Source organism: Pantoea sp. R102 (genome assembly GCF_004916815.1).
GTDB lineage: Bacteria > Pseudomonadota > Gammaproteobacteria > Enterobacterales > Enterobacteriaceae > Pantoea > Pantoea dispersa.
This window is the reverse complement of sequence record NZ_SDFT01000230.1, coordinates 1-22,074: the sequence shown is the minus strand read 5'-3', so window position 1 is coordinate 22,074 and position 22,074 is coordinate 1. Positions and strand designations below refer to the sequence as shown.

Annotated in this window: 23 protein-coding genes; 10 read left to right on the top strand and 13 right to left on the bottom strand. The window is 58.7% G+C overall.

The features are described 5' to 3' along the window. From ERD80_RS20345 to kdsA, 4 genes are all read left to right on the top strand, one after another. A partial coding sequence (locus ERD80_RS20345; protein WP_136548318.1) for a peptide chain release factor N(5)-glutamine methyltransferase occupies positions 1-484 on the top strand: 484 nt, incomplete at its 5' end. A 9-nt stretch (positions 485-493) separates the two neighbouring features. After that, a complete protein-coding gene (locus ERD80_RS20340) occupies positions 494-892 on the top strand; it encodes a SirB2 family protein (RefSeq protein ID WP_058757490.1) in 399 nt (132 codons plus the stop codon). Further along, positions 889-1,698, top strand: coding sequence for an invasion regulator SirB1 (gene sirB1 / locus ERD80_RS20335; protein WP_021509943.1), 810 nt, complete (start codon positions 889-891; stop codon positions 1,696-1,698). Before ERD80_RS20340 ends, sirB1 begins: the two co-directional genes overlap by 4 nt. A gap of 27 nt (positions 1,699-1,725) precedes the next feature. Further along, complete coding sequence (gene kdsA / locus ERD80_RS20330) at positions 1,726-2,580, top strand: 3-deoxy-8-phosphooctulonate synthase (protein ID WP_136548316.1); 855 nt, start codon at positions 1,726-1,728, stop codon at positions 2,578-2,580. A 192-nt stretch (positions 2,581-2,772) separates the two neighbouring features. On the opposite strand, the gene chaA is transcribed toward kdsA, so the two are convergent. Further along, a complete protein-coding gene (chaA, locus tag ERD80_RS20325; protein ID WP_021508693.1) occupies positions 2,773-3,864 on the bottom strand; it encodes a sodium-potassium/proton antiporter ChaA in 1,092 nt (363 codons plus the stop codon). A 369-nt stretch (positions 3,865-4,233) separates the two neighbouring features. On the opposite strand from chaA, the gene chaB reads away from it, so the two are divergent. Together chaB and ERD80_RS20315 are read left to right on the top strand one after the other, a co-directional pair. Beyond that, positions 4,234-4,464: a putative cation transport regulator ChaB gene (gene chaB / locus ERD80_RS20320; RefSeq protein WP_021313035.1), complete on the top strand. Its 231-nt coding sequence runs from the start codon at positions 4,234-4,236 to the stop codon at positions 4,462-4,464. A gap of 238 nt (positions 4,465-4,702) precedes the next feature. Next, a complete protein-coding gene (locus tag ERD80_RS20315; RefSeq protein ID WP_021508695.1) occupies positions 4,703-5,374 on the top strand; it encodes a gamma-glutamylcyclotransferase in 672 nt (223 codons plus the stop codon). 2 nt (positions 5,375-5,376) lie between these two features. Here ERD80_RS20315 and ERD80_RS20310 read toward each other — a convergent pair whose 3' ends face one another. From ERD80_RS20310 to ERD80_RS20270, 9 genes are all read right to left on the bottom strand, one after another. Next, entirely contained in the window at positions 5,377-6,792 is a 1,416-nt protein-coding gene (locus ERD80_RS20310; RefSeq protein WP_136548314.1) for a serine/threonine-protein kinase, read from the bottom strand. Between the two features lie 66 nt (positions 6,793-6,858). Beyond that, positions 6,859-7,809: a hypothetical protein gene (locus tag ERD80_RS20305; protein WP_058757494.1), complete on the bottom strand. Its 951-nt coding sequence runs from the start codon at positions 7,807-7,809 to the stop codon at positions 6,859-6,861. Positions 7,810-7,823: 14 nt separating this feature from the next. Next, the gene (locus ERD80_RS20300) at positions 7,824-8,600 is read right to left on the bottom strand and encodes a PP2C family serine/threonine-protein phosphatase (RefSeq protein ID WP_136548312.1); all 777 of its coding nucleotides are present in this window, start codon (positions 8,598-8,600) and stop codon (positions 7,824-7,826) included. Further along, positions 8,597-9,727: a type VI secretion system-associated FHA domain protein TagH gene (gene tagH, locus ERD80_RS20295; RefSeq protein ID WP_136548310.1), complete on the bottom strand. Its 1,131-nt coding sequence runs from the start codon at positions 9,725-9,727 to the stop codon at positions 8,597-8,599. Before tagH ends, ERD80_RS20300 begins: the two co-directional genes overlap by 4 nt. 33 nt (positions 9,728-9,760) lie before the next feature. After that, a complete protein-coding gene (gene tagF / locus ERD80_RS20290) occupies positions 9,761-10,459 on the bottom strand; it encodes a type VI secretion system-associated protein TagF (protein WP_058771215.1) in 699 nt (232 codons plus the stop codon). Between the two features lie 13 nt (positions 10,460-10,472). Continuing rightward, a complete protein-coding gene (gene tssM, locus ERD80_RS20285) occupies positions 10,473-12,587 on the bottom strand; it encodes a type VI secretion system membrane subunit TssM (protein ID WP_021509950.1) in 2,115 nt (704 codons plus the stop codon). Beyond that, positions 12,587-13,798, bottom strand: coding sequence for a type IVB secretion system protein IcmH/DotU (gene icmH, locus ERD80_RS20280; protein ID WP_058774571.1), 1,212 nt, complete (start codon positions 13,796-13,798; stop codon positions 12,587-12,589). The genes tssM and icmH overlap by 1 nt, the downstream gene beginning before the upstream one ends. Before the next feature lie 85 nt (positions 13,799-13,883). Continuing rightward, positions 13,884-14,375 (bottom strand): hypothetical protein, encoded by a 492-nt coding sequence (locus ERD80_RS20275; protein WP_021509952.1) that lies wholly within the window; start codon positions 14,373-14,375, stop codon positions 13,884-13,886. Between the two features lie 179 nt (positions 14,376-14,554). Continuing rightward, positions 14,555-14,851: a hypothetical protein gene (locus tag ERD80_RS20270; RefSeq protein WP_136548308.1), complete on the bottom strand. Its 297-nt coding sequence runs from the start codon at positions 14,849-14,851 to the stop codon at positions 14,555-14,557. Positions 14,852-15,014: 163 nt separating this feature from the next. Between ERD80_RS20270 and flhB the strand changes: the two genes are divergently transcribed. From flhB to ERD80_RS20255, 3 genes are read left to right on the top strand one after another with little or no spacing between them, the layout of a single operon-like run. Further along, positions 15,015-16,166, top strand: coding sequence for a flagellar biosynthesis protein FlhB (gene flhB / locus ERD80_RS20265; RefSeq protein WP_021509953.1), 1,152 nt, complete (start codon positions 15,015-15,017; stop codon positions 16,164-16,166). After that, positions 16,159-18,246 (top strand): flagellar biosynthesis protein FlhA, encoded by a 2,088-nt coding sequence (flhA, locus tag ERD80_RS20260; protein WP_136548307.1) that lies wholly within the window; start codon positions 16,159-16,161, stop codon positions 18,244-18,246. The genes flhB and flhA overlap by 8 nt, the downstream gene beginning before the upstream one ends. Beyond that, a complete protein-coding gene (locus tag ERD80_RS20255) occupies positions 18,246-18,653 on the top strand; it encodes a flagellar protein FlhE (protein WP_058771217.1) in 408 nt (135 codons plus the stop codon). The genes flhA and ERD80_RS20255 overlap by 1 nt, the downstream gene beginning before the upstream one ends. Positions 18,654-18,703: 50 nt before the next feature. Here ERD80_RS20255 and argS read toward each other — a convergent pair whose 3' ends face one another. Together argS and ERD80_RS23030 are read right to left on the bottom strand one after the other, a co-directional pair. Further along, positions 18,704-20,434 carry an arginine--tRNA ligase gene (argS, locus tag ERD80_RS20250; protein WP_031280190.1) on the bottom strand — a complete coding sequence of 577 codons (1,731 nt, stop codon included), beginning with the start codon at positions 20,432-20,434 and terminating at the stop codon, positions 18,704-18,706. 166 nt (positions 20,435-20,600) lie between these two features. Continuing rightward, positions 20,601-20,723: a hypothetical protein gene (locus ERD80_RS23030; protein WP_007889544.1), complete on the bottom strand. Its 123-nt coding sequence runs from the start codon at positions 20,721-20,723 to the stop codon at positions 20,601-20,603. Between the two features lie 313 nt (positions 20,724-21,036). On the opposite strand from ERD80_RS23030, the gene ERD80_RS20245 reads away from it, so the two are divergent. Continuing rightward, positions 21,037-21,597 carry a VOC family protein gene (locus ERD80_RS20245; RefSeq protein ID WP_136548306.1) on the top strand — a complete coding sequence of 187 codons (561 nt, stop codon included), beginning with the start codon at positions 21,037-21,039 and terminating at the stop codon, positions 21,595-21,597. Here ERD80_RS20245 and ERD80_RS20240 read toward each other — a convergent pair. Next, positions 21,594-22,074: aminotransferase class I/II-fold pyridoxal phosphate-dependent enzyme (locus ERD80_RS20240; RefSeq protein ID WP_348769908.1), on the bottom strand; the 481-nt coding region annotated here is incomplete at its 5' end. The genes ERD80_RS20245 and ERD80_RS20240 overlap by 4 nt on opposite strands.

Genomic DNA, 22,074 nt, shown 5'->3' with positions numbered 1-22,074 from the left:
CGGCACCGGCACCGGCGCCATTGCGCTGGCGCTGGCCAGCGAGCGGCCCGATTGTCAGATTACCGGCTGCGATCGCATCGCCGCCGCGGTTGCGCTGGCGCAGGATAACGCTCTGCGCCTGCACCTCACCAACGCCGGATTTGTGCTCAGCCACTGGTTCGACGATCTGCCCGCCCAACGTTTCGATCTGATTGTCAGCAATCCGCCTTACATTGATGCCGCCGATGAACATCTGCAGCAGGGCGACGTGCGTTTTGAGCCGCTCAGCGCGCTGGTAGCGGAAGAGGCCGGGCTGGCCGATTTACGATTAATCATTGAACGCGCGCCGCACTGGTTGCAGCCGCAGGGTTGGCTGCTGCTGGAACACGGCTGGCAGCAGGGCGAGGCTGTACGCGCGCTATTAACCCGTAATGGCTTTAAGGCGGTTACTACCGTTGAGGATTACGGCGGCAATCCGCGCGTCACGCTTGGACAACTTACTTAAGGAAGCACTATGGCCAGCTGGTATCCGCTGATTAAAAATTTCCATCTGCTGACGGTCGCGATCACCATCACACTGTTTCTGCTGCGTTTTTACTGGCTGACCACCGGATCTGCCCTGCTGCAGCGCCGCTGGGTGCGCATTGCGCCGCACATCAACGATACATTCCTGCTGCTCAGCGGTGCACTGCTGGTGCTGATTACCCACTTTTATCCGTTTACCCCACAAGGAAGCTGGCTGACGGAGAAGCTGTTAGCGGTTATCATCTACATCGCCTTAGGTTCCGTGGCATTGAGTCGTCGCCCGCGCAGCATGGCGACCCGCTGGGTCGCCTGTTTAGTCGCCGTGGTCGCATTATTACTGGTGATTAAACTGGCGATGACCAAAATGCCGTTATTGGGGATAGTATGACCTCGCCAGTGCAACTTGATTACAGTGAAACACCGTTAAGTGAAGCGGTGATTGGCGCGACCTGCGCCATACGCAATGATTTTTCCGCGCCTTCCGTCCAGCAGCAGCTGGCTGACCTGGTTGAAGAGGCGCGGCGCTATGTCAGTAGCGAACAGGATGCGGATCTGCAGCTGGAGAAGCTGCTCGATCTGTTTTACCAGCAGTGGGGCTTTGGCGGTGCCAGCGGCGTCTACAATCTGTCAGACGCGCTGTGGATCGATAAAGTGCTGAAGAGCCGGCAGGGGACGGCGGTATCACTCGGCGTGATTCTGCTGCACATTGCGGATGAGCTAGAGCTGCCGCTGATGCCGGTGATTTTCCCGACGCAGCTGATTCTGCGTGCTGACTGGCTCGACGGTGAAATGTGGCTGATCAATCCGTTTAATGGTGAGACGCTCGACACCCATACGCTGGAAGTGTGGCTGAAAGGCAACATCAGCCCGACGGCAAAGCTCTATTCTGACGACCTCGATGAAGCGAAAACCGTCAGCGTGATGCGCAAAATGCTCGACACGCTGAAAGCGGCGCTGATGGATGAGAAGCAGATGGAGCTGGCGCTCAACGTCAGCCAGGTGCTGCTGCAAATCGACCCGGACGATCCCTATGAGATTCGCGACCGCGGTTTGATTTACGCCCAGCTGGAGTGCGAGCATATCGCACTGACCGATTTGACCTATTTCGTTGAACAGTGTCCTGAAGACCCGGTCAGCGAGATGATTAAAGTGCAGATCCACGCAATTGAACAGAAACAGGTGACGCTGCACTAAGCGTCCCCCGACATTTAAGGAAAGGGCATGACACAGAAAGTAGTGAGTATCGGCGATATCAAGGTCGCAAACGATCTGCCATTTGTTCTCTTCGGCGGCATGAACGTGCTGGAATCCCAGGATCTCGCCATGCGCATCTGCGAACATTACGTGAAGGTAACCGACAGGCTCGGCATTCCGTATGTGTTCAAAGCCTCTTTTGACAAAGCCAACCGCTCTTCCATCAAGTCTTACCGTGGCCCTGGCCTCGACGAAGGCATGAAAATTTTCCAGGCGCTGAAGCAGGCGTTCGGCGTGAAAATTATCACTGACGTGCACGAAAGCTGGCAGGCGCAGCCGGTTGCCGACGTGGTGGACGTGATTCAGCTGCCGGCCTTCCTGGCGCGTCAGACCGATCTGGTGGAAGCGATGGCGAAAACCGGTGCCGTGATCAACGTGAAGAAGCCGCAGTTCGTCAGCCCGGGCCAGATGGGCAATATTGTCGATAAGTTTGCCGAAGGCGGCAACGACAAGGTGATTCTGTGCGATCGCGGCAGCAACTTCGGGTATGACAACCTGGTGGTTGATATGCTCGGTTTCAATGTGATGAAGAAGGTCACTAACAACAGCCCGGTGATTTTTGACGTTACCCATGCGCTGCAGACGCGCGATCCGTTTGGCGCGGCTTCCGGCGGTCGTCGTGCACAGGTTGCCGAACTGGCGCGTGCGGGCATGGCGGTAGGCATCGCCGGTCTGTTCATCGAAGCACACCCGGAACCGAACAGCGCCAAATGCGACGGCCCGTCCGCGCTGCCGCTCGATAAGCTGGAACCGTTCCTGGCGCAGATGAAAGCGATTGACGATCTGGTTAAAAGCTTCCCGGAGCTGGATACCAGTAACTGATTGTTATCAATCAGTAAGATGACGTTGAAACCATCCCCGTCATTGAGCTGTTAAGATATCTCTATTCAGGTGCGCATAAATGCGCACCCTACATTGTACGGTCGCCGTTCATGACGACCGATTCACCTGATGCACATGAATGCGCACCCTGCGCTGTAGGGTCGCCATTCATGGCGACCACTTCATTTAACATCACAGCATAATCGTCAGCAGATAGCCGGCAAACAGGGCCAGATGCGCTGCGCCGTTGAGCACGTTGGTGCGGCCAGTGGAGAACGAGATGTGGCACAGAATCAGCACCGCGCTCATCACCACCATATGCGGCGGCTCAAGGCCGAAAATCAATTGCTGACCGGTCAGGGTGGCGATAATGGTCACCGTTGGCACCGTCAATGAAATGGTGGCCAGCACCGAACCGAAAAACAGGTTCATCGCGCGCTGCACCTGATTCATCAGCACCGCCTTGATTGCACCCAGACCTTCCGGCGACAGAATCAGCAGCGCGACGAGGAAGCCGGTAAACTGCTCCGGTGCGTTCATTTCAGTGAGCAGCATTTCCAGCGAGTTGGCGTTCATCTTGGTCACGCTGATCACCGCAATCAGATGCACAATCAGCCACGCGGTGTGCCACAGCGAGCTGTGCGCGGAAGGCTTACCGTGGTGCGGGTCGCCATCATCGCTCTCGTCTTCATGCTCGTAAACAAACAGGCTCTGGTGGGTTTTGGTCTGAATCAGCAGGAACACGCCGTACATCGCCGCAGAGATCGCCGCAATGATCAGCGCCTGCGCGGTGGTGAAATTGCCGCCGGGCAGGGCATTGGGAAACACCAGCACCAGAATCGCCAGCGGGAAAATGGCAATCATGTACTGTTTCACGCCGGCCAGGTTAACGTACTGGGTGGCAAATTTACGCCCGCCAAGCAGCAGGGCACAGCCCACCAGTCCGGCGGTAACGATCATGATGATGGAGTAGAGCGTATCGCGCATCAGCGCGGGCGCTGCATCGCCGGTCGCCATCAGCGCCGAAATCAGGCTCACTTCCAGAATTACCACTGACAGGCTGAGGATCAGCGAGCCGTAGGGTTCACCTAACCGGTGCGCCAGAACGTCGGCGTGACGTACTACGCTGAAGGCGCTGCTTAAAATCGCTACCAGCGCCAGCAGATTGATGCCGATCACCGGCAGAAGCGCTGTCTGGCCGCCAAAAAAACTCAGCACCGCCAGCGCCAGAATCGGGAAAATCAGCGAATACTCGCTGTGTCGGGTCTTCTCATGTCCAGCCATGCGCCATCCTCTTCGGCAAAAAGAACAAAAACAGGCAATTGCTGCCTGATAAATATAGTGACTCATCTGACGAAGCGCAGTGTAACTTTTCACCACTGCTCACGCAGATTTTTTACGCGTTTTTACTTTTTGTCATTTTTATCTGAATGAAGCGAAATTCGCGTTAATCAGCGAATTAACCCTTTTCATCAGCAGGTTAATGTTGCGTGTTTCTCATCTATCCTGCGTAAAAGGAGGAAGAACAGAACTGAATTATCTGGCCTTATCCTCACTACCCGCCTTTTTTGCTGGCAGAAGTATGAAATAGCAGGTTTGCGTTTTTGCCGTTATCTTCCAGACTTATACAGGGAACCTGAAACAGGAGGAACTATGCCTTATTCATCGAACCGGGAACTGCCGGACAGCGTGCGCCACGTGCTGCCGGGCCATGCGCAAACCATCTACCAAAAGGCGTTTAACAGCGCCTGGGATCAGTATAAAGATGAAGACGATCGTCGCGGTGATGAATCGCGCGAGCAGGTGGCACACAAAGTCGCCTGGGCGGCGGTCAAAAAAGAGTACGCCAAAGGCGAGGACGACAAGTGGCATCCTAAACACTAGCTCCCGCGCGGGCCACTGCGGCCCGCTTCACACTTCTCCGCGCTTCGTTCAAGAATCCTGCCAGGCAGCCGATGCTATTTACAGATAATTTCCCCTTTGTGATCGGGGTCAATCTTGAAACGTTTATGGCAAATGCATTACTGTCTTGTCTTAAGTCGACGCCGAGGGCGCCGCCTGTAAAATCGCAGATTCAGGGAGCCATAACGACAGGAAGGTCAGCGCAGTAGAGGAGATCGCAGTGTTAACCCGGGAATTCTTACTAAAAGCGGATTGCAAAACTTCATTTGGTGATATTGACGAAGCGCTGCTGTGGAGCTGTGAGAAGCGCGCGGCGTCGCTCTGCGCCACGCTTGCCTGTCGTCCCGATCAAAGCCCGGTGTGGATCTTCGGCTACGGTTCCCTGATGTGGAACCCGGTTTTTGAAGCGGAAGAGGTGGCGACCGGACGGCTTGAGGGCTGGCATCGTGCTTTTTGCCTGCGGCTGACCGCCGGACGCGGCACCGTTGCTGCACCGGGACGGATGCTGGCGCTGAAAGAGGGCGGTTCTACCAGTGGTCTGGCGTTTCGCCTGCCGGAAGCGCGCCTGCATGAAGAGCTTGAGCTACTGTGGAAACGGGAAATGATCACCGGCTGCTATCTGCCCACCTGGTGTGAACTGACGCTGGAGGATGGCCGCACGGTTACGGCGCTGGTGTTTATCATGGATCCGCGTCATCCGCTGTATGAAGCCGACTCCTGCCGCAGCACCATTGCTCCGCTGATCGCTCAGGCCAGCGGCCCGCTCGGCAGCAATGCGCAGTATCTGTTTTCGCTGGAACAGGAGCTGGGCAAACGCGGCATGCAGGAAGAAGCGTTAACGCGCCTTGCGGCCGAAGTGCGCGCGCTGCAGCAGAGCGCCGCGCGCGGCTAACCTCAATTACCCGGATTAATCAGCCAGGTGCCCGGCTGGTTAATCGTCAGCATCTGGCTGCGCACCTGACTGCCGTGATGCACTTCAATACGATAGCTGCCTGCCGCCAGATTCAGCGAGGCGAAACCGCTGCTGGCGGGTTTCACATCCTTCGCTTCGCCGTTCAGCACGATATTTTCCCCTGCCTGCAACTGCAGGTAAACCGTCGCCATGGTTGGCGCGTTGCTGGCGGGCGTGCTGCCCGCTGAGGGTGTCGCCGCCGGGGCGCTGCTGGCCGCCACCGGCGGTGCGTCGCTCGGGCGATTGGCTTTCCACACTACGACCACCACGGCAAGTAACGCCACGGCAGCGGCGGCGAGCAGGGCGGGCGACAGACGACGCACATTGCGTGGCGTCACCGGTTCAATCGCGGCGGCAGCATGATTAACCGCCATTACCTGCGGTTCCGGCACGGCCGCTACCGGCTCCGGCACGGGCTGGCTCTCCGCGGTCACCGGGAAGGTCGTCACCAGCGCTTCGACATCGCTCACCGGCAGATCGATCAGCCGGGCAAAAGCATCAATACTCTGTGGCCGGTCTTCCGGCTTCATCGCCAGCGCGCAGTCGATCGCGTGCAGCAGCGGCAGCGAATACCCCTCAGGCTTGCGCTCCACCAGCGGCTGGTAGTTATCTTCAATGCAGCGCACCACGCTGACCGGCGGCGCGTGGCCGGTGATCAGCGTATGCAGCACCGCGCCCAGCGCGTAGATATCGGTCCACGGTCCCTGTTCGACTTCTCCCTCTTCGCTGTACTGCTCAATCGGCGCGAAGCCCGGCTTGAGCATGATCTCGGTTTCATCCGACAGGTTGCCAATCTCTTTGCGCGCCGAGCCAAAGTCGAGCAGCACCGGCAGCTGATTTTCCTGAATCTGAATGTTATCGAGCGAAATATCACGATGCAGGTAACCGGCGGTGTGAATGGTGTTGATGGCACCAAACAGCGGCGGTAACAGACGGCGAATCCACGCTTCGTCAATGCTGTCCGGGCTGGTGAGCTGCCACTCTTTCAGCGTCATGCCGCTGTAGTAGAGCGTGCCCATGTAAGCCGTGCCGTTTTCTTCCCAGAAGCGCAGGACGTGCAGCAGACCGGGATGATTGAAGCGCGCCAGCAGCCGTGCCTCCTGAATAAAGCTGTTGCGTCCGGCATTAAACAGTTTCTGGAAGCGCTCGCCGCGCAGTTCCAGCGCCAGATCCGTACCGCGTACCGCCAGCGACACCGGCATGTACTCTTTAATGGCGATGGTGCGTTCCAGCTGATGATCCCATGCGCGATAGACAATGCCAAAGCCGCCGCCGCCGATCACTTCCTTGATTTCAAACTCGTTAAACCGGTAGCCCGCAGGCAGGGCATTGGGGGTATGATTTTCGTTTGCCGACATAGTGAGCTCTCTGAACACGTCCTGTAGCGCCCCGTCACGCCGGTGACGGCGGGCAACAACCGCTAATTAATTAATGTTACGCCAGGCACCAATTGCCGGATCGGCCAGATCGGCGTGCAGGGTGTCAATCAGTAACACAGTCACTTTTTGCTGTGGCATAAACTGCGGCGACCAGATGCCGCGTAAGCTATCAACCCGCGATTTCACCGCTTCGCTATCCGTGCCGGTGTTTTTATCCATTTTAATCAGCAGCGTGCCGCTGAAACGCCAGACGTGCTGCTGAGCATCAAACGGCAGCACCAGCCAGCTATCACTGGCATCGGGCCGCGTGACAATCATGCGCTGTTTGTTCACCGCTACCACCTCCAGCGGCGTGCGGGTCAGCGTAAGATCGGCGATGGGATAACCCTGCAGGAAGGTTACCGTCTGGCTGCGCGTTTTGCCGTCACTCAGCAGCGTCATCGCCGCCGGACCTTCCAGCCAGCCCTCGGTTGAGCAATGCTGCTGCGGGTTCTCAGGGATAAACAGCGAACCGCCGTTTTCATCCCACCAGGTACGGAAATGGCAGCCGCCGGGCAGGGCGAAGTGCTGCAGCGGCGTGCTGTCGGCCGGACGCGATAAATCCAGCGGCGCCGCGGTATTTGCGCTGGCGCTGGCGGTCGCGTCGTTAAGGATGATCGGCCGCCAGTTCTGCAGTTTTGCCGCGCTGCCGTTAGCCAGCACGCTGCCCTCTTTGCTGGTCATCTGCCAGGGGATCTCATCCAGCAGGCCGCACTGGTTCGCCAGCAGCGTGCCGACGCGCGGCAGGAAGCTGGTAAGAATGCTGGTGTCGCTGCTTTTACCGGACACGATGCGCAGCGGCAGCGTCTCTTTACACCAGTCGTCGGGCGCATTACTGGCAACGTTATCGATATAGACTTCCAGCGAAAGGCTGGGCGAGTAGACCACCCGGTAATCTTCCGCCTGCGCATTCAGGGCCAGTAACAGGGCGGCAACGCCCGGCAACCACAGTTTCATAATGATCCTTGCAATCAATAACGTGACGGCAGAAAACGTGCCGCATCAGCCTGGGAATAAAGCAGCGTCGCGTCCTGCGGTTCGCCAATCCAGATTGCCAGAGCGCTGAGATTGTCGCTTTTAACACTGCGGTTTACGGCCTGTTCCATCAATGCCAGCCACTCTTCGCAGGCGTTCACCATGCGCAGTGCCTGTTCCATTTCGTCGGTGGTGAGGTTGAGCCAGAAACCGTCGGTACAGACCAGAAATGCGTCACCATCGGTCAGCTCAATCACCTCGCTGAAGGTGGCCGGTCGGGCCGGCTCAATACCCAGCGCATTATAAAGTAAATTACTGTTAATGCCGGTATTTTCATAGCCGGCTTCGCACAGCTGCTGCGCCAGACTGTGGTCACGCGTCACCTGATGCAGCACCCCGTGGCGGAAGTGATAAACCCGGCTATCACCGGCGTGAGCCCACCATGCGCGCTGCGTTGTGCGGTCAATAAACAGGGCGGCAAGGGTGGTGCTCATGCGCGAAAAATTCGGATTGTTCCCCTGGGCGCTGACCAGCGTTTGCTGACACTTTTCTATCGCCGCGCGCGTACTCTCCGGCGTGAACGTGTCGCTTTGCTGCAGCTGCGTCAGCAGGGTATCGCGCACCAGCTGGGCCGCATAATCGCCGCCGGGCAGACCGGCCACGCCGTCGCACACCAGAAAACAGGCTTTCTGTTCATCGACTTCGGCACCGGTGCGATCCTGGTTTTCGTCACGCATACCCTGCTGGCAGCGGCTGGCAAACTTCATCTTCATGCGTCTTCGGTCCGCGTCTGGGAATCTTTGTACTGATTCACTTCCATGTCGTAGGCATGCAGAAAGGCTTCACCAAACAGGGTGTGGAAGTCATCTTCAATCTCGCCCGCGGTGCGCTGATAGTGACGGAGAAAATAGTCCCACAGCGCCGCTTTGCGTCCGCCGCTGAACGGCATCTTAGGCAGCACGCCGTCTTTGCGCGCTTCCTCTTCCAGACGCAGCGGATTAAACGACTGCAGCATCGCGGCAATGATGGCGCGAATGCCGGCAATCATCCCCAGCTGATGCGCCTGTAAATCCACCAGCGCATCGCGCACCGCCGCTTCCGGCGGCATAAAGCCAGGCATCTGGCTCTGGTACATCTGCATCAGCACGGTTTTGCCGGAAGGCAGAATTTTAAACGGGTTGTTGGCTTCGTTAAGGATCATCGTCATGTCGGCTTTCACGCCGCGCTTGAGGATGGAGCGCGAAGAGAGCAGGGCAACCGTACCCTGCGAAAACAGGCTGAGCATGCGACCAGTGACGCGCATCTGCTCTTCGGTGATTGGCGTCTGGTGACCATTATTCAGGCCCATGCCTTCCAGCAGCGCGGCGATCAGTTTGTCCTGATCGGCGCCTGCCAGCACGGCTGGCACTACGGGCGCATCGCTTTGCGGATCGATCGCCAGGCGCGCGTCCGGGCGGCGTTCGTGACGCGGACTGTCACTCTGCGGCAGGACTTCCGGTTCCGGCACGCTTTCGTCCTGCTGCATAGCCAGCGGATCGGCGGCGCTGTCAGCAAAAAACGCCAGCGGATCATCCTGCGGTGCGTTCTGACACGCCGGGTCACGCACTTCCAGGCCATATTCGCCAATTTGCAGCGTATCGCCGTGGCGCAGTCGCACCTGCGAGCCGCGCTGCAGCGCCACGCCGTTCAGCACCACTGAAGTGACGCTGCCCTGGTTGGTCAGGCGGCACTCGCCGTCTGGCGACAGGTGCACCAGCGCCTGCAGGCGCGAGATAGCGCGCGATTCGTCGGGCAGCACCAGGTCGTTATCCTGGCTGCGGCCGATGGTCCCGCCGGGCGGGCTAAACGCGACGGTTTTGGCGGGCACATCCGTATTGCACTGCACAATGGTAAATTGCATGAGTCATCCCGTTAACAAGGCAAGCGCACTGGCCTATTCAAACATCGGTGGATAGAGGCCATTACGTCCCGGCTGGGCACCCGCCGCCGGGTTAAACAATAACGAAAAAAGTTGCGCGGTGAGCGGGCCACTGTGTTTATGCGTGGCGTGGGCAAAGCCGTCACTGCGATTACTCCACCAGTAGCTAATGTGCTGTTGGGGATCAAAACGGTCGGCCACTTCACGCCAGCTCAGGGTGCAGGGCAAATCGTCAAAACCAATCACATCCATGATGTCGCTGCGCTGCTTATCCGGCAGCAGCAGCGGAGCCAGCTGCTGAATCTGCGTCTCCAGCGCGTCCGGGCTGTGGCGATCGCGCACCGCCTGCCACAGCAGCGCGCCGAGTTCCTGATACCAGTCGCCGGAGATCGCCAGCTGTGAAGCATGCCACGCGCTGAGCGGAATGCTGTGCAGCGCCAGCAGCGGCCACGCACGGCCGACGCGATCGCACGAGGGCAGCAGACAGCCCAGCTGCACCTGCTGGCGCAGCGGCGATAGCGGCAGGACAAAATTCCATACCGGCGCGCGTAAAAACTGTTGCGTACTGGCCTCTTCCTGCTGATGCCAGTGGATTAAGCCTTGTTGAAACCAGTGGCTCCACGGCGTCACCGTGGCTTCACTGAGCCGCTGGCGCAGAAAATCACCGGTGGCCGGTAATTTGCCATACCAGCCCGGCGCGGTGTAACTCGCCATGGTTACCTCACCATTACTCACTGTGTCCGGTCAATCGCTGCGATACGGTGTGTGGCGCAACCGCCAGCATACGGCCATTCTGACCGGCATTTTTCAGATTTTCCGCAAGCTTACGCATCATCAGCGCATTGTCGCGCGCATAAGGCGAAGACTGAATCTGCTGATCGAGCAGCTGGCTCAGGTGCCAGTCAAGCTGCTGCAGATCGCGCGCGCTGACATTGTCCGGCAGCGTGCGCTGCAGATTTTGCATCAGCCAGCCGCGCAGAAATTCGCCGTCGTAGTTACGCGGCTGATACAACATCTGATAAGCGCGCAGCGCATTGCGGCTGTAGTCATTGTCGGTGCCGGGATCGTCACGCAGCAGGTTGGTAATTTGCTGGGCCACGCGCGGCAGCAGTAAAGACTTAAGCGCATTTTGATAAAGCACCCATGCGGCATCGCTCACCTGGTTACCGCGATACAGTCCAGCGCGCATGGTAAGCGGTGGATTGTCGAGAGAAAAATGCGCCGACAGCGGCAGTTTCACCAGGTTATTTAAGAAGGGTAGCAGATCAAAAATATTATCGGCTGGCTGATGAATAACCTGCTGACTTTGCGCGGTAATCGGCCCGATACGCGCCGCGACCTGATCGAGATAACGCTGATTCTGCACGTAGCTGGTGAGCCACAAACCGGAGAGCAGCACCAGCGCGCCGGTGAGCGCGCCGTAACCGATCCAGTGCAGCAGCCGGTTACGATACTCCCAGTGACGGTTGCTGCCGGCGAGGCCGCTTTCGCGGAACACCAGGTCGCTTAACAGGTCGCGAATAAAGAAGCTCTGGCCTTTGGTACCCGGAATCGGATTGCTGCGGTTAACGCTGTCCCACGCGGCAAGGCTCGACTCGCCGGTATGTGGCAGCTGTAGCTTACGGTTGAGTTCGCCCATGATGCGGTCAAACGGCAGGCCTTCCTGGGTACCGCTGGTGAAGAACAGGCCGCGCGCCGACCAGGCAATCTCATCCTGATGGCGGGAAAACACCACGTCGAGATATTCGTTGAGTAACGGACGCAGCGAACTGAACTCCTGCGGGAACAGGAAGCTGTCGGCGCGCTGGGTGAGATCGCGCTCACCGGCCATCACGTCGGCCAGCTGCTGCTGCAGACGCTGCTCCAGCTGCTGAAAGCGCTCACTAAAACTGCGGTGCCAGTCATCTTTGTGCGGCTTGCCCGGTTCCCACGGAAAGGTGAAGCCCCAGATGGCATCGCGCTGCGGCTTACTCAGGTTGCCGTAAAAGCTCATAAAACCTTTCAGCAGGTCGGTTTTGGTGACCATCACATACACCGGGAAGTGAATGCCGGTTTGCTGATGCAGCTCGACCATGCGGCTGCGCAGCGCGCTGGCCTGGGCGTGACGTGCCTCGGCGGAATCGGTCAGCAGGTCGGCCACGCTGATGGTCATGATCACGCCGTTGATTGGCTGGCGCGTGCGGTAGCGCTTAAGCAGTTTTATGAAGTTATGCCACTCGGCGCCGTCGCGCGCGCGCTGGCTCTCCTGCAGTGCGTAACGGCCTGCGGTGTCGATTAAGACTGCACTGTCGGTGAACCACCAGTCGCAGTGACGCGTGCCGCCGACGCCGCGTACCGCCTCTTTGCCGAGGCTGTCAGTTAACGGAAACTCCAGGCCAGCATTCAGCAGCGCGGTGGTTTTACCGGCGCCGGGCGCGCCTATCATCACGTACCACGGCAGCTGATACAGATAGTGACTCTGAAAACGCGCCAGCCAGCTTTTCTGATGCCGGCGACCAAACTGAGTGCGTTTCAGCCGCAGCGCCGCTTCACTGAAGCGCTGGGTCAGCAGCGTCTCGGTCGCCTGGCGATCGGACGCTTCTTCGTGACTCATCTCCTGCAGGCGATTGAGCAGCTTGCTGTTAAACCAGCCGCGCCAGATGGCGGGAATAAACTGGAACAGCACCCAGCAGAAATAGAGCAGGCCGACCGCCAGCTGGCGCGGGAATACCGGCTCCAGTGGACGGGTATCTCCCCAGCTCCACAGCGGACCGAGCATCCACAGCACGCAGCTCAGCGCCGTGACGCCAATCAGGCCCCACAGCAGGCGATGGGTTAACAGATGTTGGAGTGATGCGCGCATCACTGGCCTCCCTGATGGTTGCCGAGGGTTTCCGGTGCCGCAAACAGGGTGATCTCCACCCGGCGATTGCGGGCGCGGTTTTCATTGCTGTCATTGGGTAAGAGCGGATTGCTGTCGCCGCGGCCTTCGGCTTTAACGCTGTGACCGTCCGCCAGCTGCGTATTCAGCAGTTGCGTAACGGCACGGGCGCGGGCGAAGGAGAATTCATAGCTGGAGGCGAAACGGCCATCCACCGGACGATTATCGGTATAGACCGATACCAGCACCGTGCCTTTTACCGTCTTCATCGCGCTGGCCACGTGCGCCAGCAGCGCGCGGCCAACCTGGTTTACCACCGTACCGTCCGGCGCAAACAGCTTGTCCGCAGGGATGATCACTTTGCTGCCAAAGGCACCATCGCTCACTTCCAGCTGGCCTGCGGCAATCACGTCGTTAAGACGCTGATGCAGATCGAGCAGCGCCTGCGGTGAGGTGGGGCGGCGGCCCGGCATGATTTGCGGCAGCGGGGTTTGATAGATGGCGCGCAGCAGCGGTTCGGCCGCATTGCCCAACCGCCAGTTGAGCCCGCTGTAGATCAGACAGGCAATCAGCGTAGCCAGCGTGACGCAGGCCCACAGTGGCACCATCGGTCGCGTCAGGGTGCTGACCAGCGGATGCACTTCCACCAGCGGCGCGCGCGGTGGTGGTGCCGGGCGGGTTTCCGCAATCAGCTGCGCCAGCCGTTTACGAATGCCTTCACACTGTGCGCGTCCGCTGTCGCTGCCGCGATAGCGCCCTTCGTAGCCCAGCAGCAGGCAGTAGTGAATCACTTCCAGCAGCCATAAATGCTGCTGCGGGCTTTGCGACACGCGCGACAGTAGCTGGAACACTTTTTCGCCGCCCCAGCTTTCGTTATGAAAGGTCACCAGCATGCCATTGCCGGACCAGACGCCGCGCGTGCCCCAGGGGGTTTGCGCCGCCGCTTCGTCCAGCACGCTACACAGGCAGTAGCGTGCACCAATGATCATCTCAAATGGCAAACCCGCCTGCTTGCAGCGTTGCTCGAACTGGCGGATCTCTTCAATCAGCAGCTGACGCAGGCCGGCGGGATCGTCGTGCGTCGCCGCCTGCCGTATACGCACGACGGCATTCAGAATCGGGGCTGCGGCATTCAGCAAAAGGTTATCGTTGCCCGCGACAATGCCATCGCGGGCAAGGGAGTCCTGAGTCATTAAATCTCAATTATCCTGGCAATAACGGAACGGTTAGCCCGCAAAGCAGCGGTGTGCTGCGGGCAATATGCGCCGGATTGCATCATCAGTCTAAGATCCAGGTCGCGGTATCATTGGTGCGGCATGCTTTACTGGCGCCGCCCACGGCCACGCAGACCTGTTTAGTTCGACGGGGACGCGGCCGGTCGCTGCGCAGCGTGGCATCATAGCGGCTGCTCTCCACGCCAGCTTTGGGGGGCACGTAGCCAATCAGCTGACCGCTGGGTTCTTCTGCAATCGCCAGCCAGTTGTGCTCGACGCGACCCAGCACCTCAAAGGTTTGGGCGTTATCCAGATAACGGACCACTTTGCCGCCGTAATCCGGCAGGGTCATCACAGAGGCGGCATACAGCGCGCGAAAGCTCTCATTCACCGGGGTAAATTCACCGGGTGCTGCCACTGCATGACGATGAACCAGTTTTACGCCGTTCACTTCGCTGGTGACCAGGGTGTCATCCGTCACGGGCGGTGGAGGCGCTTTACATCCCGCCAGCGTTAAAGCCGCCAGCAGCGTTAGCAAGAGACTCTTATTCACCATGATCCTCAAATTTTCATCAGTATCGCTGCAGAGTTGTATCCGGCACGCACTCAGCGGGCGGGCAGATTATGCAGTGAGAAGGCCACTAAAAAACAGTCAAATTACAGAAAGATAGTGCTGACTTAAGTCTACCTAAGACTTTTGAGAATTCAAACCATTGCACCGCGGCAAATCCCGTGCTACCGGGCGAAAAAACGCCTTAACGGCACGCCGAGATCGTTCTGGCTGGGACGATAGATAAGCTGCATTAATTTATTTGCGTAAGCAAGCGCGGCTGGTGTGCGGCGCGACATTTGCCCCCTTATGGTGCTTAGGGGAATTGGTAAATAAGATTTATCTATTTTTTCAGATAAAAAAAGATTGCGCGGCGAAACAATTTTATGATTTTCGGAATTTCCGGGCGCAGCCACTTCTTTAACCCAGCCAGTCCGGCACGGCTTTTGCTTGCTCCACCACTTAACCGTATTGCGCAGCAAAGGTCGCGGAACCGTTCGCTGGTGATTGGCCCGTACCAGGTTAGCGCAGGTCCTGATTTCACTTATGGCTAAATAAACCCATCTTTTTCTCGCTTAATCCGCGCTTTAGACCCGAAGGGTTTTGGCATCCTATGCTCAGAATTCCTGCCAGCTGAGGTATGTCGTGGCTGAAGAGAGCAACGAGGACAAAACAGAATCGCCCACCCCCCACCGACTTGAGAAAGCACGGCAGGAGGGGCAGATTCCGCGTTCGCGCGAGCTGACTTCGGTACTGATGCTGCTGGCCGGGCTGCTGATCATCTGGCTGGGCGGCCACAATATGGCGCAACGGCTGGCCAGCATGGTGGCCACCGGCTTCCGCTTTGACCACGGCATGGTCAACGACGATAAAATTATCGTCTCGCACATCGGCAACCTGGTGATGCAGGCGGTGATCGCGCTGCTGCCACTGATGGCCGGGCTGGTGATCGTGGCCATCGCCGCGCCGATGATTCTGGGCGGAATCAACATCAGCGGAAAATCCATCAAATTCGATTTTAAAAAGCTCAACCCGTTACCGGGCATTGCGCGCATGTTCTCCGGTCAGACATGGGCGGAACTGGTGAAGGCGATCCTCAAAGCGGTGCTGGTGGCGCTGGTGGCCGGCTGGTATCTGTGGAGTCACTGGCAGGAGATGCTGCGTCTGATGAGCGAATCGCCGGTGAATGCGCTGCAGCATGGCCTGTCGATGACCGCCATCAGCTGCGCGCTGGTGATGCTTGGTCTGATCCCGATGGTTGGCTTTGATGTGTTCTGGCAGCTCTACAGCTACTTCAAAAAGCTGCGCATGACGCGCCAGGAAATTCGCGATGAACACAAGCAGAACGAGGGCGATCCGCACGTTAAAGGGCGTATCCGCCAGGCGATGCGTGCCGCCGCCCGCCGCCGCATGATGGCCGACGTGCCGAAGGCGGACGTCATCGTGACTAACCCGACGCACTACTCGGTGGCGCTGCAGTATCAGGAAGGCAAGATGAGTGCGCCGAAAGTGATTGCCAAAGGCGCCGGTGACATTGCCCTGCGCATTCGTGAAATAGCAAAAGAGCACCGCGTACCGATTCTGGAAGCGCCGCCGCTGGCGCGTGCGCTCTATCGTCATACGGAAATTGGCCAGTTTATTCCCGGCGCGCTCTATGCCGCCGTGGCAGAAGTGCTGGCGTGGGTCTGGCAGCTGCGACGCTGGAAGCGCGAAGGCGGCCTGATTCCAAACAAACCAAAACATCTGCCGGTCCCGGCAGAGATGGACTTTGCAGGAGAGAACACCAACCATGGCTAATCTGGCCGAAAAGCTGCGTTTACCGGGCAATTTTAAAGACACGCAATGGCAGGTGCTGGCTGGTCCGGTGCTGATCATGCTGATCCTGTCGATGATGGTATTGCCGCTGCCGGCGTTCATCCTTGACCTGCTGTTTACATTCAACATTGCGCTGTCCATCATGGTGCTGCTGGTGGCAATGTTCACCCAGCGCACGCTGGAATTCGCTGCCTTCCCGACCATTTTGCTGTTCTCAACGCTGATGCGTCTGGCGCTGAACGTCGCCTCAACGCGTATCATCCTGCTGGAAGGGCATACGGGGGCTGATGCCGCCGGGCGTGTGGTTGAAGCCTTTGGTCACTTCCTCGTGGGCGGTAATTTCGCCATTGGTATCGTGGTGTTCATCATCCTCGTAATCATCAACTTCATGGTCATCACCAAAGGTGCCGGACGTATCGCCGAAGTGGGCGCGCGTTTCGTGCTGGATGGTATGCCCGGCAAGCAGATGGCAATCGATGCCGATTTGAACGCCGGCCTGATTGGTGAAGACGAAGCTAAACGCCGGCGCACCGAGGTGACTCAGGAAGCGGACTTCTACGGCTCGATGGACGGTGCCAGTAAGTTTGTGCGCGGCGACGCCATCGCCGGCATCCTGATCATGGTGATCAACGTTATCGGCGGCCTGCTGGTGGGCGTGGTGCAGCACGGTATGGATCTCGGCCACGCCGGGGAAACCTATACGCTGCTGACCATCGGTGACGGCCTGGTGGCGCAGATCCCGGCGCTGGTGATCTCGACCGCTGCCGGTGTCATCGTTACCCGCGTCAGCACCGATCAGGACGTCGGCGAACAGATGGTGGGCCAGCTGTTTAACAATCCGCGCGTGCTGATGCTGAGCGCCGGCGTGATTGGCCTGCTGGGCCTGGTACCCGGCATGCCGAACTTTGTGTTCCTGCTGTTCACCGCGGCGCTGCTCGGCCTGGCCTGGTGGTTGCGCGGTCGCGAAATGCAGCCGAAGAAGCAAAGTGAAGCCTCCAGCGTGGTAAAAACGCAGGAGACGCCGGCCACGGTCGAAGCCTCGTGGACCGACGTCCAGCTGGAAGATTCGCTCGGTATGGAAGTGGGCTATCGCCTGATTCCGATGGTCGATCATCTGCAAAACGGCGAGCTGCTCGGGCGTATCCGCAGTATCCGTAAAAAGGTGGCGCAGGAGGTCGGCTTCCTGCCGCCGGTGGTGCACATTCGTGACAACATGGAGTTGCCGCCGGCGCGCTATCGCATCCTGATGAAGGGCGTGGAGATTGGCAGCGGCGATGCTTATCCGGGACGCTGGATGGCGATTAACCCGGGCACGGCGGCGGGCACGCTGCCGGGTGAAGCGACGGTTGACCCGGCGTTTGGCCTTGCGGCCATCTGGATCGACAGCGCGCTGAAAGAGCAGGCACAGATTCAGGGCTACACCGTAGTGGAAGCCAGTACCGTGGTGGCTACCCACCTTAATCACCTGATCGGACAGTACGCCAGCGAGCTGTTTGGACGTCAGGAAGCGCAGCAGCTGCTGGACCGCGTCACCCAGGAGATGCCAAAGCTGACGGAAGATCTGGTGCCGGGCGTGATTACCCTGACCACGCTGCATAAAGTGCTGCAAAATCTGCTGACCGAGCGCGTCTCGATCCGCGACATGCGCACCATTATCGAAACGCTGGCCGAACATGCGCCGGTGCAGAACGATCCGCAGGAACTGACCAGCGTGGTGCGCGTCGCGCTGGGCCGCGCGATTACCCAGCAGTGGTTCCCGGGCAACGGCGAAGTGCAGGTGATTGGACTGGATGCCACACTGGAACGTCTGCTATTGCAGGCGCTGCAGGGTGGTGGCGGTCTGGAACCGGGTCTTGCCGATCGACTGCTGATGCAGGCGCAGGCCGCGCTGCAGCAGCAGGAGATGACCGGTGCGCCTCCGGTGCTGCTGGTTAACCATCCGCTGCGGGCGCTGCTGGCGCGCTTCCTGCGCCGCAACCTGCCGCAGCTGGTGGTGCTGTCCAATATGGAGCTGACCGATAACCGGCAGATCCGCATGACTGCTACCATAGGCGGCAAATAATGCGCGGCGTGACGCTCTCATGGCTGCTGGCGGCGCTGCTGGCGCTGCCGCTAACGGGCAAAGCCGCCAGCGGTGCGTGGCAGGCCAGCGCCAGCGGCCCGAGCCTTGGCGTGCGCGGCAACTGGCTGCTGTCGCCGGCGCTCAAAGCGCCTTCAGCGGCTGCAGGGACTATTTCGCTGGTAAACTGGCGCTACACGCTGAGCCGACCGGCGCCATCCGGTCTGCTGGTGCGGCTGTGCGCCAGTCAGCGCTGCGTGGAGCTGGACGGCGCCAGTGGCAGCACGCGCGGGCTCGCCAACGTGGCAGCCGATGAAACGCTGCATCTGGCTTTCGGCTTTCAGGGGCAGGGGGCGTTGCCGCCCGGTCTGCGGGTGGTGAGCAGTGAAGTGATGGTCAATTACCAATAGCAAATAGCCAATAGCCAATAAAAAACCCGCCGCAGCGGGTTTTTTTAGGCTTACATTCGCTCGACGGTTTTGATGCCCAGCGTATCCAGCCCCTGCTTCAGGGTTTTCGCCGTCAGCGCAGCCAGCTGCAGACGGCTGTTGCGTACGTTTTCCTCTTCGGCGGAGAGAATCGGGCAGTGCTCATAGAAGCCCGAGAACAGACCGGCCAGATCGTACAGATAAGCACACATCACGTGCGGGGTGCCATCGCGCGCGACCTGGGTGATGGTCTCTTCAAACTGCAGCAGACGGGTCGCCAGCAGCGCTTCGCGCTCGTCAGTCAGGATGATATCACCGTGCAGGCTGTCTGCCTCAATGCCCGCTTTACGGAATACTGAGAGCACACGCGTGTAGGCATACTGCATGTACGGCGCGGTGTTGCCTTCAAACGCCAGCATGTTGTCCCAGTCGAAGATGTAATCGGTGGTGCGGCTTTTCGACAGGTCGGCGTATTTCACCGCGCCGATGCCGACCACTTCCGCCAGCTCTTTCAGCTCTGCCGCGCTCATCTCCGGATTCTTCTCGCTGACCAGCGCATGGGCGCGCTCAACGGCTTCATCCAGCAGATCGGAGAGTTTGATGGTGCCACCGCTGCGCGTCTTAAACGGACGGCCATCTTTGCCCAGCATCATGCCGAACGCATGGTGCTCCAGCGGCACTGACTCCGGCACGTAGCCCGCTTTGCGCACGATGGTCCACGCCTGCTGCAGATGCTGATGCTGGCGGGAATCGATGTAGTACAGCACGCGATCGGCATGCAGCGTTTCGTAGCGATATTTGGCGCAGGCGATATCGGTGGTGGTGTAGAGATAGCCGCCATCCTTCTTCTGGATGATCACGCCCATCGGTTCACCTTCCTTGTTTTTGAACTCATCAAGGAAGACCACGGTGGCGCCTTCGCTGGTCACTGCCAGCCCTTTTTCGCGCAGATCGGCGACGATGCCCGGCAGCATGTCGTTATACAGGCTTTCACCCATCACATCCTTACGCGTCAGGGTAACGTTGAGGCGGTCATACACCTGCTGGTTCTGACTCATGGTGATATCCACCAGCTTTTTCCACATGGCGCGGCAATATTCGTCGCCACCCTGCAGTTTCACCACGTAGCCGCGGGCGCGCTCGGCGAAGGCTTCGTCTTCGTCATAGGTGCGTTTCGCTTCGCGGTAGAAGGCTTCAAGGTCAGCCAGCGCGATATCTTCATGGTGCTCGTTCTGCTGCTTCTCCAGATAGGCGATCAGCATGCCAAACTGTGTGCCCCAGTCACCGACGTGGTTAGCGCGGATGACGTGATGACCGAGAAACTCCTGGGTGCGCACTGCGGCATCACCGATGATGGTGGATCGCACGTGACCGACGTGCATCTCTTTCGCCACGTTGGGCGCCGAGTAGTCAATCACGATAGTCTGAGGTGTCACTTCGCTGACGCCCAGGCGTGGCAGCTGCAGCGCCTGCGCGGCCTGCTGTGCCAGCCACTGGCGGTCGAGGAAGATGTTGATAAAGCCGGGACCGGCGATGTCGACTTTGCTGGCGATGCCAGCCAGATCCAGATGCTGAACTACCTGCTCAGCCAGCTGGCGCGGCACCTGACCGAGCTTTTTCGCCACGGCCATGATACCGTTCGCCTGGTAATCGCCGAACTGCACTTTTGCAGACTGACGAACCTGCGGTTCGCAATCGGCCGGTGCGCCTGCCGCCACCATCGCCTGACTGACTTTATCGGAAAGAAGAGCCTGAATATTCACCGCGTTACCTTCATATGCTGAAAAGGCCCGCCAGCTGAGGGCGAGCCGATGTCGTCATCCCGCGTGCGTGTCGGGACGGAAAAAATAAGAGGGGAAGTATACGTGAAATGTTGGGGTGCGTCAGCAATCGGTTATGGCTGCCGGTGGACGCAGGCCCGCGCGCCGGTTAACGGCGGCGCGGGTGGCGACGGGGATTTTTAACGCTTTTGTCTTCACGCACCTTCCAGTGGCGGGAAATTGCAAATCCCATCAAGGCTATCAGGACCGCGACAACAATGAGCATAGACATAGGGCCATTCCTTGTAGTTGTGAAACCCAAATTTATAAGAAAGGGTCAGCTACTGCAATTGATTGACGGGTAAATAAGAGTTATCTCATTGTATTAACTATTGTTAATAATAACAGTTGGTTAAGGCGCTTTTATAAAGTAACGTGTGGACCTGATTACGCGATTAATCCGAAAGAGAGGGGCGATTTATGCGGTTTTTGAAGGTTTCTGGCGTGAAATCGGATGAATCCGAGCATTTTGTCAAGCGAAAGCTGCGGCAGCCCTGTTTTTTTATTGATTAAAAGATCTGAACTGAGTTTGAGGTATTTAACGTATGAATCTGGATTTTCCTTCAGAACTGAGTGACTTAAAACAAGACCTGTCCCGATTTGAACAGGCTTTGCAACATTTTGCGTCACGCCTCGGCCTTGACCTCACGCAGCATGAGGCGGACCACGTGGCGGTGCGCTGTCACCAGTTCGCCACGGCAGAGCGCTGGAAAGCCGGGTTACTGCAAATCGGCGATCAGTTTTCCGAAGCGATGATCAACGGACGGCCGATCTGCCTGTTTAAGCTGCATGAGCCGCTGCGGATAGCGGGCTGGCAGGTGGATGTGATCGAGCTGCCGTGGCCTGGTGAGAAGCTGTATCGCCATGAAGGCTGGGAGCATGTGGAAATTGTGTTGCGCGGCGAGCCGGAAACGCTGGGCATGCGTGCGATGGCGTTGCTGGCAGATGAGGCGCTGACGCAGCCGGGCATCGCGTTTAAAACCAGCACGCCGCAGGGCGAAAACGAACGTCTGCCCAATCCGACCTTAGCGGTGACGGACGGGCAAACTACCATCAAGTTTCATCCGTGGCGGCTGGAGGAGATCGTTGCCAGCGAACAGGCTTAGCGCCGCGCTGCCACCGCCTGCTGCAGGCGCGATACCGCCTGCTGCAGGGTGGCGTGCGTGCAGCCAAAGTTGAAGCGCACGAAGCGATCGTCGCCGAAATCACGGCCCGGCGAGAAACCGAGACCGTGTTTTTCGAAATACAGCGCCGGGCTGGCGACATCCAGCTGGCTGGCGTCAATCCAGCCGAGGTAGCTGGCCTCTGGCGCGACCATGCTGAGTTCCGGCAGCGCATTCACCTGCTGCACCAGCCAGTCACGATTGGCGCGCAGGTAAGCCAGCTGGTCTGCCAGCCACGCATCACCGCCGCGCCATGCGGCTTCCGCCGCTACCAGCGCCAGAATATCCACGCCCGGTACGATGCCTTCACGCACCTGCTTAAAGCGTTTCCGCAGTTCGGGATGAGGGATAATGGCCATGGACGCACCCAGCCCTGCGATGTTGAAGGTTTTAGACGGCGAAATCAGGGTAATGCTGCGC

Excerpts from the sequence above, each read along its gene's own strand:
- ERD80_RS20340 (WP_058757490.1), top strand. The coding sequence starts at position 494 with ATGGCCAGCTGGTATCCGCTGATTAAAAATTTCCATCTGCTGACGGTC.
- sirB1 (WP_021509943.1), top strand. The coding sequence starts at position 889 with ATGACCTCGCCAGTGCAACTTGATTACAGTGAAACACCGTTAAGTGAA.
- kdsA (WP_136548316.1), top strand. The coding sequence starts at position 1,726 with ATGACACAGAAAGTAGTGAGTATCGGCGATATCAAGGTCGCAAACGAT.
- chaA (WP_021508693.1), bottom strand. The coding sequence starts at position 3,864 with ATGGCTGGACATGAGAAGACCCGACACAGCGAGTATTCGCTGATTTTC.
- chaB (WP_021313035.1), top strand. The coding sequence starts at position 4,234 with ATGCCTTATTCATCGAACCGGGAACTGCCGGACAGCGTGCGCCACGTG.
- ERD80_RS20310 (WP_136548314.1), bottom strand. The coding sequence starts at position 6,792 with ATGTCGGCAAACGAAAATCATACCCCCAATGCCCTGCCTGCGGGCTAC.
- ERD80_RS20305 (WP_058757494.1), bottom strand. The coding sequence starts at position 7,809 with ATGAAACTGTGGTTGCCGGGCGTTGCCGCCCTGTTACTGGCCCTGAAT.
- ERD80_RS20300 (WP_136548312.1), bottom strand. The coding sequence starts at position 8,600 with ATGAAGATGAAGTTTGCCAGCCGCTGCCAGCAGGGTATGCGTGACGAA.
- tagH (WP_136548310.1), bottom strand. The coding sequence starts at position 9,727 with ATGCAATTTACCATTGTGCAGTGCAATACGGATGTGCCCGCCAAAACC.
- tagF (WP_058771215.1), bottom strand. The coding sequence starts at position 10,459 with ATGGCGAGTTACACCGCGCCGGGCTGGTATGGCAAATTACCGGCCACC.
- tssM (WP_021509950.1), bottom strand. The coding sequence starts at position 12,587 with ATGCGCGCATCACTCCAACATCTGTTAACCCATCGCCTGCTGTGGGGC.
- icmH (WP_058774571.1), bottom strand. The coding sequence starts at position 13,798 with ATGACTCAGGACTCCCTTGCCCGCGATGGCATTGTCGCGGGCAACGAT.
- ERD80_RS20275 (WP_021509952.1), bottom strand. The coding sequence starts at position 14,375 with ATGGTGAATAAGAGTCTCTTGCTAACGCTGCTGGCGGCTTTAACGCTG.
- flhA (WP_136548307.1), top strand. The coding sequence starts at position 16,159 with ATGGCTAATCTGGCCGAAAAGCTGCGTTTACCGGGCAATTTTAAAGAC.
- ERD80_RS20255 (WP_058771217.1), top strand. The coding sequence starts at position 18,246 with ATGCGCGGCGTGACGCTCTCATGGCTGCTGGCGGCGCTGCTGGCGCTG.
- ERD80_RS23030 (WP_007889544.1), bottom strand. The coding sequence starts at position 20,723 with ATGTCTATGCTCATTGTTGTCGCGGTCCTGATAGCCTTGATGGGATTT.
- ERD80_RS20245 (WP_136548306.1), top strand. The coding sequence starts at position 21,037 with ATGAATCTGGATTTTCCTTCAGAACTGAGTGACTTAAAACAAGACCTG.